The organism is Polyangium fumosum (genome assembly GCF_005144585.1).
Lineage (GTDB): Bacteria > Myxococcota_A > Polyangia > Polyangiales > Polyangiaceae > Polyangium > Polyangium fumosum.
On sequence record NZ_SSMQ01000135.1, the window covers coordinates 1 to 13,356 of the forward strand.

Below are 13,356 nucleotides of genomic sequence, written 5' to 3' on the forward strand. Positions count from 1 at the left end.
AGAAGATGAACCGAACCGTTATAAGCCGTCAGGTGGCCTGTCCGATATGCACCGTGGCGGCCATGGGAACAGGAGCGGCCATCGACCGTCGTCGATGGGCTCGCGATCAACACCAGCCACCTAGGCGCCAAAGTACGGCACGCATTGGCTTCGGCTTATTGTCTGTGGCCGCAGGTGGGTTCCGTGGCACCAGGTCACACTCCGGGGTTACGCAGATTCCGAGTGTGTTTTCGTTGTCCGTGCCGGGAATCCTGAACAGAGTGCCAGTCCGAAGATACGGCGGTAACTTTTCCTCGAGGGCAAGAAACTCGTTGAGATGGAAGTAGACGTCGGGCTTGTGCTCCTCACTGAGGCCTAGCGTCACCCCCGCGGCTGAAAACGCATCAGTGAAGAGTGCGTCGTCTTCTTCAACGTGAAATACATCATCCTCTTCGAGTAGCGTATGCATAACACTTTCGAAGAGCCTGGCGTAGATGCGTCGCCTCCGCTCGATTCGCTCCTCGAAAGATCCGGTACGCGCGTAGACGAGAAGCCCCGCCTCTCCACTTTTGCCACGGAGAACGTTGCTGTCTGAAGCGAACCCTTGTTCGGCGATTTTATGACGCGCAAACCGAAGCATCAAGCGCAGCACGCTAGGCTGCCATTGGCCAAGTGCATCGATGATCTTAGTCACCAGCACATCACCGCCCAGAGGTCCTAGGCTTGCACCATCATCGAAATCTTGATCCCCAGGATTCAAGCGGGCCTTGTGCTGCACGACGACAAACACGTTGTCACAGCGCAACCACTTCACCTCACCCGACGAGGCGTCCATGTTCTCAACATCCCGTAATTGGAGTGAGGCACGAAAGTGGCTCAGTCGCTCTCGCGTGTCTCGCGCTGCTCGATGGATGTTGATTGCAATCCACCGGTCCGGCATTACATCTGGTGCTTCCTTAGCCTTGCCGCTTCGCGCGGGTATCGGGGGGATCCGCGTCCGCCCACTCAGACATCGCACGACGTCCTGCTCGGTTGGTGGTTGTTGCTCAAGCGCCCAGTCCTTGAAGCGATCCTCCTCACCAGGGGGCATGTCAGGTACGATCGGCGTCTTTGCCAATGCGGTAGCAATATTGAGCCATACCGTGGACTCCTTCTCCCGCGTGTAGAGGACCACGATGTGCATGCGATCGCTGTGTGCTAGTGCATCAAGAATCTTGATGGCACCGCTTCCGTCATCCTGAAGGATGTAGTCGAGGACGACCAAGTCGCTCTTCTTGGCTCGGTCTACCGCATCACCCCCAAAGTTGGCGTTCACGACGTCACATAGCCACCCTCGACTCCTAAAGTCTTTGACGAGTGCGGCTGCAGCCCTATCCTCGCTCCTTTCCTTGACCAGGGTAGTCGCAGCACGTGGCTTGCTCACACGAAGCGAAGGTCGTGCACGAAACATGGCGCTGGGAATGTCGCCGTTCAGGTCACTTTCTGCGTCGATGATCACATCTTCCGCCTGTGCGATCGGCGCGTCCTCCGACAGGCTTACCGGCTCAACATCGTTAGCCGAGGGCTGAAGAGCTTCCTCGAACGTGCTCATTTGATCATCGATGATAACGACTGTTCGAATGCCATCGATGAAAGCCCGCTGGATCTGTCGGCCGATAACTCCGGTGCGATCAGGCATGCTCAATACCTCGGAAGCGGATTATGAAGTTGGCTCCGGAAAGCAGTCGGTACTGCTTCTCCGAGCCGTACTCAATGGTATGCCCCCCAGCACCCAAGTTTTCTTTGCAAAGGTAGAGACCGACGCCCCGCCCATCCACGCGGCGGGTGAAGAAAAGCTCGAAGAGACGTGGTATATCGTCCCGGTCGACCCCCTCTCCGGAGTCGGACACAACGACGGCGTCTCCCGCACAGTCGAGACGGATGCACCGCTCATTCTTAGCGAACGTGACCCAGTAAAGTGCGTTGTTGATGAGGTTGATGAAGACGGGATAGAGCCTACTGCGGAAGTCTGTAATGACGATCCTGTCGAACGCCTCCGTCACCAACAGCTGGACCCGCCCGCCCTCAAGCCTATCAGCGAAGAATGCACGCATGTACTTGCTGATTTCTTTGCCCCTGATCGTTTCTCGAAGTCTTGGTCCCGAAAGCTTCAAAGGCGTTAGGAAGCGCAGCTTTTGCATGAGCGAAAGGTGCGAATGCTTGATGAGTTGAAAAGCGTCAGTCGCCTGCGCCTCCTTGGGCAACCGGCTCAAACCTCGACGAACCTCCGCATCAAGCGACTCGAACTCATGACCAACGATTTCAACGGTGACACCAAGCTGAGCAAGCGAGTGAAGCTGCGTGAGTCTCTCTTTTAGCTCATCGAATTCATCCGATGACCATCTCAGCGTGCCCTCGATGTCGACTCCCTCTTGCAGACGTTTGAGCGAGCGGAAGTACGCTGTGTGACGGGCCGCAAACTCTTGGTGAAGCGTTTCCCTCTCGGCTTCCAGACGTGACAATACCGTGGCCAGGGGAATGCGACCATGACTGAGGTCAACGAGTAGGTTGCTCGTTACATCGGGGAATCGCTTCGAATCCGCCCTGAAAGTGGCGAGCACACGAGCCTGCTCTTCGTCGATAATTGCTTGTGTTGCCTTATGCCATTCGTGCAGAGATCGGCTGAGTTCACCTTGAAGCTCATCCCGCCTTTTCGTTGCAACGGCCATTGGGTCAGTGTCACGAACTCTCGCGACCCCTTCCGCCCAGCATTCCATGACATAATCGGCGCCTTCGCGATATTCACGGAGGCGATCGCGGTATGCGCGGTAGCGTTGCTCGTCCTCCTCGTCCATGCTCCGCGGCGGTTGCCCGATCGCCAAGTCATTCTTCCGACGCTTGAGCGCGTTTACCTTTTCCTCAAACTTGTTGAGTGCAGCAGGGTCTGTGGCGACTGCGACTCGCACAGCCTCAAGCGTGCTTCGAAGGTCATTGAGCCCGCTTTCAAGAAGAGGTTCATTCTTGCGCAGGTCGTCACGAAATTGCTTACGTGAGCGCGTGCCGGCTGCCTTCAGGGCCGCTCGATATGCTTCCTCGTTTTGCCGAATGATGTCTGCTCGATCCGGAGCGTCGAAGCCGAAGTAGCGTTGAGCCGTGGTCTTCAGAAGACCCATGACGCAAATCTTGAACTCGCGTCTTGCCTGGTTGTCTCTAAGCCCTTCGCGTCCAGCCTTGTCCACGAGGTTCGGGTTGCCCTCCCTAGTCAGCGCAACGCGGCCGAATGTACGACGGTAAGCCCAGAAGTACCGTCCGGCATTCTTGCTTCTTCGATAATCGATTTCAAATATATCGCCAGCTTGCCGTCCGTAGGGAAGAACTCGAAGGCTGTCACGATAGATGGCAAATCCGGCGTACAGATCTTGACGCTCGGTCCATAGCGCATGTTGCTCTGGTACGAGCGAAGAATTGAACGCGTTGACTTCAAACGTTGCAATCAATATTTTGAACGGTCCAACGTACGCCGCGCTGTCACGATCTGCGTTGTATTTTCGCGGCGGGGGCAGCACCACCGTTCCGAGGTTCTTGCCAAAGGCCCGAATGTTCCCAGTAAAAACCCCAAATTCGTCGACTTCGCCCTCGACGACGTGCTCGAGCCCTCTAATTTCCTCGATGGGAATCGTGTCATCCCATCTCAGCTTGTGGGTCTCTGTGCCGCCAGCATGGACGACTAACTCGTACCTGAAGTCCTTGCGCTCGTCGCCTCTATAGGGGTCGACAAAATTGATGAGTGTCTCCTCGAGCAGCTTGGTAGACGCGCTGACTTCCGCATCTTCTTTTGTAACTGTCGGGTCGACCCATACGGCAAGCTCGCGCCGGATGTCGAATACAAAGAGTGCCGTGCCACATTCGCTAGTTCCAGCCCATGGCGCCCAGCACCTCAACCGCTGACCAGTAAGTTCTTCGAACGCAAGAATGGTCGAAGCAATCTCGTCGGAGAGCTTTGGCTTCCCAGCTTCGACGAGGGCGGCGTCGTATCGTTCCCACGCAGAACGCACACGATCCCCTCGTGCGGAGCCGGCATGAGCCGGCCATACGTTTTCGCTCAGGAGCGTCCGCATTCGCTCAAAGGCAGCGAACAGCTGGTTCTTGTCCTCGAATGTTTCGATTGGAACGATAACGTCGTCTAACACCAAATATGGATTTTCAAAAACACGCCAATCGATCAGGGACGCAACGAAAGGCTGCCCCTTGCGTTTCGAGATTACCAACACTAGGGGTCCCAGATATGCAACAGATAACCGGCCGATGCCCTTTTCGCCTTGCTTTGGGCGTTCTGGGAGACCGAGACGATCGGCCTCCGGAGTCCGTGCTGAACCCACCTTGCTTTCGGTTCCGACAGTCAGCCATCTATCAACGAACTCGGTCCGGCTCATCCCGTGTCCGTTGTCCACGATCGCAGCCATGTGGCGAGTGGGGTTATCCTTGCCCTCGAAGATATGTAAAGCTACATCCCGGGCATAGGCGTCGTATGCGTTCTTCCACAGCTCACTGATCGCGGTTGGGCAGTCGGCGATCTGATTTCGTCCCAGATGGTCAATCGTCCGGGCTCGGGTACGGAAGCGCGCGTCGCTCATATGAGCTTCTCCGGTACGGGCACGATCCACCCCCGGCTACAGGAGCGACATCGCAGTGAGGCGGCTGCGGGACGCACCTTCCCGGCGGGTTTTAGAGAGCCACGTTCGCTTACTGAGACTACACGCACGTCGACCGATCCGCACGCACAAGCCCACCAAATCTTACCATCGCAAAATGCCGGAGGAATTGGATCTGCGTGTTCGTCTAAGGCGGCGCCCACACGCGCAAGTAAGCCGCCTACGTAGGTAAGCTCATGTTGCCAGAGGCGGACAAGACGGAAGCCCATCCCCTGAAGCACGGCGTCCACCTCGGCGTCCCTCTCAACGTTGCGGCGCAGCTTGTCCGCCCAGAAGGAGAAGCGGGTGGTCGGGGCTATGTAGTGTTGAGGGCAGCCATGCCAAAAACAGCCATCGAGAAAGATGGCGACACGCCGGCGAACGAACGCAACATCCGGGGCCCCGGGCAGCTTGGGGTGTGGTTGGGGACGGAGGCCAGCGCGCCGGAGCACTCCCCGCAACACGCGCTCCGGCGTAGTATCTCGGCTTCTGATGCGAGACATGTTCTCAGAGCGAGAGAGGGGAGCCTGCACAGGGACACTCCATGATACGCTAACGTTTCGCTCACTGGCAACCAGGGACACGTGCGGGCGGTCCGTGCCTGGACCGCGCGGACTGAGCTGCCAGGATGCCTGGGCCCTCGTGGCCTCACTGTGGCCTCAACCCACATCCCAAGACGTCCCCAGACGTCTCACCATGTCGCCTCCCCTTCCCGGTCAAACTTCGCAAGAGTGGCTGGAATGATGCTGTTTCCGTTGTTCTTCTCAGAGGTTAGCGAGGACTATCTCGCGCCCCGAGCCCGCATTTCCTAAACCGAAGGTCGCAGGTCCGATTCCTGCCGGGGGTGCCAATGATTTCGAGGGGTTAGTGCGTTGCCCCGCGTTGCCCCGGGGCCGTCTGGAAACGCGTTGCCCCACTGTTGCCCCAACCCCCCCAGGTCCCCCTCGTCGGCCCCGGTGGGTCGCGAGCGGTTCCGTGGTGAGGGTCACCCCTTCCGGGCTCGCCCCTTGACCGGACGCGGACCGTGCGATGCCCCACCGTCGCCCCGTCCGTTGCCCTGCCCCTGCTCCGGCTCGCCGGGTTCCGTTGCCCCGCTGTTGCCCCGCCCCTCGGTCGCCTTCGCGATCCTCCGGGCGGCCTCGGCGAGGTCTTCCTTCAGGTGGTGCACGTAGCCCTGCGTCGTCGACAGGTGCTTGTGCCCCGCCATGCGCTGGACCACATGCACGGGCACCCCGGCCCTCAACCACGACGTGATCGCGTAGTGCCGCAGCCCGTACACGCTCCACCCTCCGAGCTCGGCGCGGTCGCGCACGCGCTCGAAGGCTTGCGTCAGCCCGTACTGCCCCCACGGCTTGCCCTGCTGGTTGAGCGCGATGCGCCCATCCTTCGGCCCGTGCTCCACGTGCTCGAGGAGCCGCGCGAGCGGGGCCGTGATGGGAATCTCGCGTTGCCCCGTCTTCGGCGTGTGCGTTTCGCCGTAGGAGCGGCCTTCGCGCACGCTGAGGAAGCCGCCTTGCGCCTCGCCGTTTGTCCCGGGGAGGAGCACGTCGCGCCGACGTAACGCGCGGACTTCGTTGGGGCGAAGGCCGGCGTACGCCATGAGCGCGAACGCGAGGCGCTGGGACGGGACCGCGGAGGCGAGAATCGTGTCGATGTCCCTTTCGGAGGGGATTTCGAGGATGCTCTTCTCCGCGGCTTTGAGCCGAGGCAGCGCGGGGGGCAGGCCGGCGAGGTAGCCGCGGCTCGTCGCGAAACGCAGCACGGATCGGAGGACGATTTGCACGTTGTTTCGCGTGGCGCGGGCGCGGTCCTGCTTGGAGAGCGCGAGGTCGAGCTCGGCGGCCGCGGCTCCGTCGACCTGGGCGATGGGGAGATCGCCGAAGGTCGGGAGGAGGTGGCGGTCGAGGACGAGCGCGTAGCCTCGGCGGGTGGTGACCTTGAGGTCGGTCAGCATGAAGGTGGAGCGGTATTCGCTGACGACTTCGGAGAAGGTCTTCGTGGAGAGGGCGGGGGTGGTGGATGGGGCGGGAGGGGAGCCGGCGAGGGATGCTGCCGGCGGCGCGGGAACGTCGTTCTCGGGCGCGTACGGGGTGCCGAAGCGGGCGAGGTTCAGGAGGACGCGTTTCTCCTCGGCACGAGCGCCGGGGAGCGTCTGGACCTGGGCATCCTTGCGGTACCTTGCCCGCTGTCCGTCTTTCGTCTTGTAGCGGATGTCAATGAACAGGCGGGATTGCCCGTGTCGGGTGACTTTCCGGATTGGCATGATCGGGTCCTTTCCCGGTCATCCCAGCCGAACTGCGAGGGGTGGAGTGTAGCATGGTGCGGCGCGCGCACCCTTCCGAGCTCGTTCTATCCCTTATCTTCTTCATCGTCCTCGACAACCTGAACAGCACCATGCGCTTCGGGATCGAAATCGCTGGGCCATTTAGTTTTAGAGTTGTACCGCGCGTTCAACAATTTAACTCCGTCCAATGTGGCTTCACTCAAGTCCGCATACCGAAGCGAGGCATTGGAAAGATCAGCACCATTGAGGAACGCCGTCTCGAAAGATGCCCAATCCGCATCAGAACCCGAGAGATCTGCCCCCGACAAGTTTACATGAACAAAGCGAACCCCCATGAGATTCGCCACCCTCATCTTAACGCGCTCCATCAAGCAGGAGTAGAACATTGCCGAACTGGCGTGCGTACGATCCATACACGCTTCAGGCATCGCGCAGTTTACAATTCTGGTACCGATCATAGTCGAGCCAGACAGATCGATACCATCCATCTCCCCCCCACTGATCATCGCATCTGACAGGTTCGCGCCGACCAGTTCGGTCTTTTGCAGGTCAACCCTAGTCAGCCGAGCTGCACCCAATTGCGAATCATGTAATTTTGCGCGCGGCGCGATGACAATCGGCCCCTTGCCGGTCATCCAGAACCATGCAAGAATGGACCTGAGTCCAGCACCGGTTTGATCCACGAGTTCTGGAACGCCTTTGATGCTGCTACCGATGGCCAATATAGCCTCGCGAAACGCAGCCCGTTGATCTGCCCAAATCGCTCGCGACTTGCTTTTACCAAAGTCCTGGTCATCATTCTCAAATTTTTCCTGACACCAGACTTGTAGCTCCCGACGGTCTACCTCACTCCAGCCGACGGGCGAAGCTGGACGCTGAGGGTCACACTCCGCGTTCACCATCGATCGTAAAAAGTCGAACGACTTGTCTTCATCTCCAAGCAAACGTCCCCCGAGCAGAGCCCCTTCATACCCGGACCGTTGCCTGTGCGGCAATCGCACAATACGGCGCAAGCGGTCGGACCAATGCCGGGCCACCAGAAACTCACGGAACGACTGGTGCCCAAACAGGATATGATCTGACTTCGATTCTAAGTCTGCTTGTAGTGCCAACAGGAGTCCGACGCGTATTGTTCGCAGCACATCCTCGGACTCTTCTATTCCCAATTCCTCCTCGATCATATTGTCGACGCGCCGCGTTCGGAGTGGTAGCGCTGGAACTTGCTGGTCCAGTTTCTTGGCCTCCCACGCAACGCGCGCCATCAGCCAAAGCATTGCATCGGGAGGCCGTGCCTCATCACCTAGTTCGCCATTTTCTTGCAATTTCTTAAGCAATCGCTCAGACGCATCGAATACCGTATTATTGTGCTCTCGATCCGCTTCGTGCTTGCCGCGAGCGATGTGCCAGAAGAACACTTCATATATTTCGGCCAAGCTCGGTGGCGTTTGTCGGCGCACGTGATCATCCCACGTCTCTGCAATCATGAGGAGCAATATGGGAGTAGTCGCAGCCTCTGCCAATCCGCGTCGCGCGATCTGGGCTGGCGTAATGGGGTCAGGTCGCCCCGCCAACACGTTCCAGCGATCAAGCCACAGAGCGATTTGATCTTCCTTCGGTTGCCACTTAGTCTGTTCATTCTCCGACGACCTCGATGGACGCTGCAGTGGGAGAAGTTCGTACAGTTCCACGCCGTACTTTTCGAGATTTCTCGGGAGCGCCCCAGGGCGGGAAAAAACAATGAATCTTTGGAGCGCTGTTGCCTCATCCCTCAAGGCCTGAAACATTGCCTCAAGCTGCCTTTCTCCCAGAGCAACCTCATCAAGCCCATCGAGTAGGAATACCACCCGCTGCTCGGCCTCCGGCAGAACCAATGCGTCATCGCTTGCCTTTAGCGAGAGGTCAAAGCTTGCCGCCTGACGTTTCAACGCACGCCTCACGGTCTGCTCAATGTCGAGTCCACCGCCAGAAAAGTCATCTGCGCAGCGAATATAGATAGGCAACCACGCATCAGTCGAGGCGCCGCTTGTATTGAGGTAGGCATTGGCCAACTGCATTGCGAGCGTGCGAGCGGTGAGCGACTTTCCGCTGCCAAAATTTGCCTTAACTACGAATACATTCGGCTGCTGTTGTGTCAACAGGGCGTAGATTTGCTCCAGAATAGGCCGAGGGGTCCCAATCGGACGACCACAATCCTCAGCAGTAGCATAAGGCTCGACATACATTTCGCGAAGCGGCAAAAAGGGAAGTGGATCGCTTGGATCCCGCCGATGGCGTTCTATGTTGCCAAACACATGACGATCGCCCCACGAGGCGAGATCTCCCAGCAGCATCTCACGAACCAAGAGCCTTCGGTACGAACGAAGGTCTTTTTCGATATAATCGCGTACACCTTCTCCGGCTGGCGAAGCGAGTGCTTCCCAATAAGCCAGCAGAAAGTGGCGCTCAAACTGACGACGCGTTGTGTTGCTCAGAAAAAGAACCGGCAGTTCGTCAGGCGGTGAGCCTAGGCGGATGGAATCTGGCTCAGAAAACGCATCCCAAAGTGCGCAAAAATAGGGTGTATTGAGCGGACTTCCCGTGAGCGCATCAACCCGCTGGATCTCATCCTTTGAAAGGTCATGGTGGTCCCCAAGGGCTTCGAGGCGTAGTACCGCGGATCTTGTTCGGGCCTCAATTTCGTCTCGCCGCTCTCGCTCAGACCCAGACGGGAATAATTTCCGTCCCTTTTGCGGAGCGGCAAGTTCGTTGTGTTGCCAATGTCTACCGAATGCCATTCCGAACGCCTTGGTCACCAAACCGAGTTGGCGCGCCGCAACATCTGGCGTTGCGGACTGGCGGCCGCGCAGAGAGGCGAACACGCCACCAGTTTCAAGAAATGCCTTAAGTGCCTCGATGTCCTTCTCATCGATTCCGCTGCTTTCCTTGGCGCTACTCGCCTTCAAGCCGAACTCGATGAGGTTGGCCAAGATGGAAATCGCGGTTGACAGGTCTGCCATGTTCGAGGTCCTCCTGATTCAGCGAGGGCTATGTTACAGGTTTGGAGCGCTCCTGACCATCGGTTTATGACGGCCTTGCGCCCCGCTGGAGACGACGCCCCCAACCCCTCCCCGCATCGGCCACGCGCGCGTCGCCCGCATCCACATCAGCAAGCGCCCTCGACCTCACCCCCTCCTCGACGTGCTCGACGCCGACAGCGGCGAGCTCGAGGCGCACCTCGCGTACGAGAGGGTCGCAACATCGACCTCGCCCTCGTGCGCCGGCTCTGCCTCTCGGGATCGAGACGCGCGTCTACCCCGGGCTCGCCCCGTTTGGACCGCGCGAGGAAAGGATGCAGATTGGCGGGATTGCGCGTCAGCCCGGGATTCGACGAGGAAACGCTGCTGCGCGTCCTCGGCTTGTTGCGTGATTCGGAGTCGCGCTGATGTTCACGCTCCCGCCCGCGTTGCGTATCTATGTGGCCACGACGCCCGCGGACATGCGCAAGAGCTTCGATGGCCTGTCGGCTGCCGTGGCGCAGATCATCGGCCAGGATCCCACCTCGGGCCACCTCTTCGTGTTCCGGAATCGTCGCGGGGATCAGATCCGCGTGCTGTTCTGGGACCGCACCGGCTATTGCATCATCGCCAAGAGGCTCGCACGTGGACGCTTCCACCTCCCCATGCCTGCGTCGCCTGCGGTCCGCCACCTCGAGGTCGACGCCGCCGAGCTGGGCCTGCTCCTCGAAGGCATCGATCTGAGCGACGCCCAGCGCCGCAAGCGGTTTCGGCTCCTCCCGCAGCCGCGGCAACACGCGTGAGGGCTCGTCCTCCGTAGCCAACGTCGCAGCGACGAGTAAACGCGCTCCCGCGTCCGCACGGCCGGACCATCGATCACGCCACCCACACGGCAAGCGCCCAGCGCGGCGGCGAACTCATGACCTCGCAGGCCAGCGCGAACTCGTGATCGCTGTCGAGATCGAGGATTTCTGCGGATCGGGATGGTTGTCTACAGCCGCCGCGCTGCGCACTTCGTCCTCTCCGCAGACGCCTCCGCGCTGCGGGATAGGGTACGCGAGCGGTACGTGCAGTGGATTCGCGAGGGAGAGGAAGACGACCGGCCTCACCGGCACCACGGACGAGCTGGGCCAGGCCGGTTATCCGCCGTTGGAAGACCTGCTCGGTAGTCCGGATCTGCCTTGGCTGGTGCTGGGAGAGTACCTGGAGGAGGAGGTCTTCACCGCCCTGCTTCCACCCGTGGCCGACCCCGCGACCGTCGCCGGAGCCTGGGCTATCGACACGGTGGATTCCGTCCGCCACGACCGGGGGTGTTCAAGCTCCTGCCGAACCCTTCGCCAGGGAGGCGGCGGAGAGGCATCACTGAGGCTGCCGAGGGGAGGTCGTGTGGCAAACCGTTGACGGGCTCCTCGCGACATGGTGCAACTGACCTATGGCAACGCCTGACGAACTACTCATGCCCTTCGCCCGGTCGATTCTCGCCAAAGCGAGCGCATTGCGAAGCATCGACTTGCTCCCAAACCAGCGGGCGCGCATCCTGGAATCCATTTCGGACGACATCAAGAAGTGCACCAACTTCATTGCGCCGCAAGTTAGCACGGCGGCTTGGAAAGAGGCAGAACGGCTGGGAGTAGATCTCTACTCCAAAAATTGGCACGATCAACCAGCGTTCGATGCTGGACGACAGACGTTCCACTTCGAGCATGTTCTTCCTGTCTCCGCGATCCGCGACGCATGCCTGGAGCTGAACTCCGAAGCAGCCATCTTCGATGTTCTGAAGAAATTGCGGGTTGCGTGGATTCTGAAGACAGAGGACGCTGAACTCACCGTCCTCCGAACCATTGTAACCCCCCGTCGGGCAGTGGGAGGGAAGGCATTCGTCGGCGGGGGTCGCGAGCAGCCGGCCTCGAACGCGACGACGCCCTCCTCGCCCTCGCCATCTTCCCGTATGTCTCCCAGCGCGACATCGACCACTGGGCCGGATGGTCGACCCTTCCAACTGCAAGCGAGTAGCTCACCGCGCCCTCAACATGTTGCTGCCCGGCAAGGCACAGACAAGGATTGAATAAGCAATATGGGTTCGTTGATCAGTCTGGGGCTTGCTTCCCTTGAGCTCGACTGGGGTAAGAACGACTTTTTCCGGAATCACTCTGCTCTCTTTCTCCCGGGTGACGTCAAGCTCGCCACGTACTATTACGCCGGTGGAATCACGGAGCAGAAGCGAGCGTTCGTCCGTTCCCTCCGATCGGTCGCTAGACGACTCGAAATGCTGGGCTACACTCTACAAGATTGCAAGCGACGCTACGATGAGGCAGTATCAGACGTACCGAGCTACTACCCCGCGCCTATCTTGTCATATGCCCAGTTCGCGAACGTGCTCAAGAACGTAAACGTCGGGGCCGTCGGCATTCCGGAGGAAGGAGACTACGATCTTGGTGAATACGCTTCCAAGGCGATTATGAATGACCCTCAGTTTACCAAGACCGAGCAGATCTTGGGGTCTATCCGCAGTGACGAGGGTACGTTTTTTGAAAATGTCGATCCGTACATCACGCTCCGGTTACTAGCAGAGAATCCACAAAACTTGAATCAGGACGTTGTCTGGCGAATCGCCGACGTGGTAGAGGGTGGTTGGGTCGAAGAGGATTCACTGTACGAAGGCGTTCCTCGCACGGAGTCCTGCCTAGTTGTAACGGAGGGCTCGTCGGATGGCGCTATCCTTCGTCATTCACTACCAGTCGTCGCGTCGGACATAGCTGATTTCTTCGATTTCGTCGACATGTCCGAGAATTATCCGTTTACCGGCACCGGGAACCTGTATCGATTCTGCCAAGGGCTGGCGCGGATTCGTATCCAAAATCGGATTCTGGTAGTGTTAGACAATGATACCGCGGGCAGGGAGGCCTACCAGAAGATTAAAAAGCTGAATCTGCCTCCACGCATGCACGTGGCGCTGCTACCCAGTCTGCTCCAATGCAAAGACGTGCGTGCCCTTGGACCATCAGGCGCACTTAGGGAGGACATCAATGGGAGGGCCGTGTCTATCGAGTGGTTCCTGGACCTCGCGTCGCCCGATAGCATGGATCCGACGATTCGCTGGACAAGCTACAATTCCGAGCTGGACGCCTACCAGGGAGAACTCCTCAATAAGGACTCGTACACGCGCCGATTCATTGAAGCCGTCAAGCGAGGGACAGAGTATGACTATTCCAAGCTTGACCGTCTCTGGGCTCACCTCGTAGCTGCTTGTACGGGAGCAGTTCCCTAACAGCCTGTGGAATTATCGTCGCGAGCGCCCCGGAGCTAGAGCAACGATCGGGTAGAAAGCCAGATCATTCCGAGCAGTTACGTGACGAGGATCGACAAGGCCAGACGGCTGTGCTCTACTGCGCGCGGCTCGCCCAGCCTGCACGGAATAGGTCTCCGCCAT

At 59.1% G+C, this 13,356-nt stretch carries 8 protein-coding genes; 3 read left to right on the top strand and 5 right to left on the bottom strand.

The features are described from left to right. Positions 1 to 106 precede the first annotated feature (106 nt). The 5 genes from E8A74_RS50340 to E8A74_RS50360 form a co-directional block, all read right to left on the bottom strand. Positions 107 to 1,657, bottom strand: a complete 1,551-nt coding sequence (locus E8A74_RS50340) for a response regulator receiver domain (RefSeq protein WP_136936352.1) — start codon at positions 1,655 to 1,657, stop codon at positions 107 to 109. Continuing rightward, complete coding sequence (locus E8A74_RS50345) at positions 1,650 to 4,592, bottom strand: ATP-binding protein (RefSeq protein WP_136936353.1); 2,943 nt, start codon at positions 4,590 to 4,592, stop codon at positions 1,650 to 1,652. Before E8A74_RS50345 ends, E8A74_RS50340 begins: the two co-directional genes overlap by 8 nt. Then, positions 4,589 to 5,233 (bottom strand): very short patch repair endonuclease, encoded by a 645-nt coding sequence (locus tag E8A74_RS56260; RefSeq protein ID WP_420814244.1) that lies wholly within the window; start codon positions 5,231 to 5,233, stop codon positions 4,589 to 4,591. Before E8A74_RS56260 ends, E8A74_RS50345 begins: the two co-directional genes overlap by 4 nt. Positions 5,234 to 5,634: 401 nt before the next feature. After that, the gene (locus E8A74_RS50355; RefSeq protein ID WP_136936355.1) at positions 5,635 to 6,912 is read right to left on the bottom strand and encodes a tyrosine-type recombinase/integrase; all 1,278 of its coding nucleotides are present in this window, start codon (positions 6,910 to 6,912) and stop codon (positions 5,635 to 5,637) included. 86 nt (positions 6,913 to 6,998) lie between these two features. Next, complete coding sequence (locus E8A74_RS50360) at positions 6,999 to 9,929, bottom strand: pentapeptide repeat-containing protein (protein WP_136936356.1); 2,931 nt, start codon at positions 9,927 to 9,929, stop codon at positions 6,999 to 7,001. A gap of 425 nt (positions 9,930 to 10,354) precedes the next feature. Here E8A74_RS50360 and tnpB point away from each other — a divergent pair, with 425 nt between their 5' ends. The 3 genes from tnpB (at position 10,355) to E8A74_RS50375 (ending at position 13,194) form a co-directional block, all read left to right on the top strand. Next, positions 10,355 to 10,729 (top strand): IS66 family insertion sequence element accessory protein TnpB, encoded by a 375-nt coding sequence (gene tnpB, locus E8A74_RS50365; RefSeq protein ID WP_136936357.1) that lies wholly within the window; start codon positions 10,355 to 10,357, stop codon positions 10,727 to 10,729. Positions 10,730 to 11,382: 653 nt separating this feature from the next. Then, a complete protein-coding gene (locus E8A74_RS50370; protein WP_136936358.1) occupies positions 11,383 to 11,991 on the top strand; it encodes a hypothetical protein in 609 nt (202 codons plus the stop codon). A gap of 9 nt (positions 11,992 to 12,000) precedes the next feature. Then, the gene (locus tag E8A74_RS50375) at positions 12,001 to 13,194 is read left to right on the top strand and encodes a HEPN/Toprim-associated domain-containing protein (protein ID WP_136936359.1); all 1,194 of its coding nucleotides are present in this window, start codon (positions 12,001 to 12,003) and stop codon (positions 13,192 to 13,194) included. Positions 13,195 to 13,356 lie beyond the last annotated feature (162 nt).

Coding starts and splice junctions, on each gene's coding strand:
- E8A74_RS50340 (WP_136936352.1), bottom strand. CDS start 1,657: ATGCCTGATCGCACCGGAGTTATCGGCCGACAGATCCAGCGGGCTTTC.
- E8A74_RS50345 (WP_136936353.1), bottom strand. CDS start 4,592: ATGAGCGACGCGCGCTTCCGTACCCGAGCCCGGACGATTGACCATCTG.
- E8A74_RS50355 (WP_136936355.1), bottom strand. CDS start 6,912: ATGCCAATCCGGAAAGTCACCCGACACGGGCAATCCCGCCTGTTCATT.
- E8A74_RS50360 (WP_136936356.1), bottom strand. CDS start 9,929: ATGGCAGACCTGTCAACCGCGATTTCCATCTTGGCCAACCTCATCGAG.
- tnpB (WP_136936357.1), top strand. CDS start 10,355: ATGTTCACGCTCCCGCCCGCGTTGCGTATCTATGTGGCCACGACGCCC.
- E8A74_RS50370 (WP_136936358.1), top strand. CDS start 11,383: ATGCCCTTCGCCCGGTCGATTCTCGCCAAAGCGAGCGCATTGCGAAGC.
- E8A74_RS50375 (WP_136936359.1), top strand. CDS start 12,001: ATGGGTTCGTTGATCAGTCTGGGGCTTGCTTCCCTTGAGCTCGACTGG.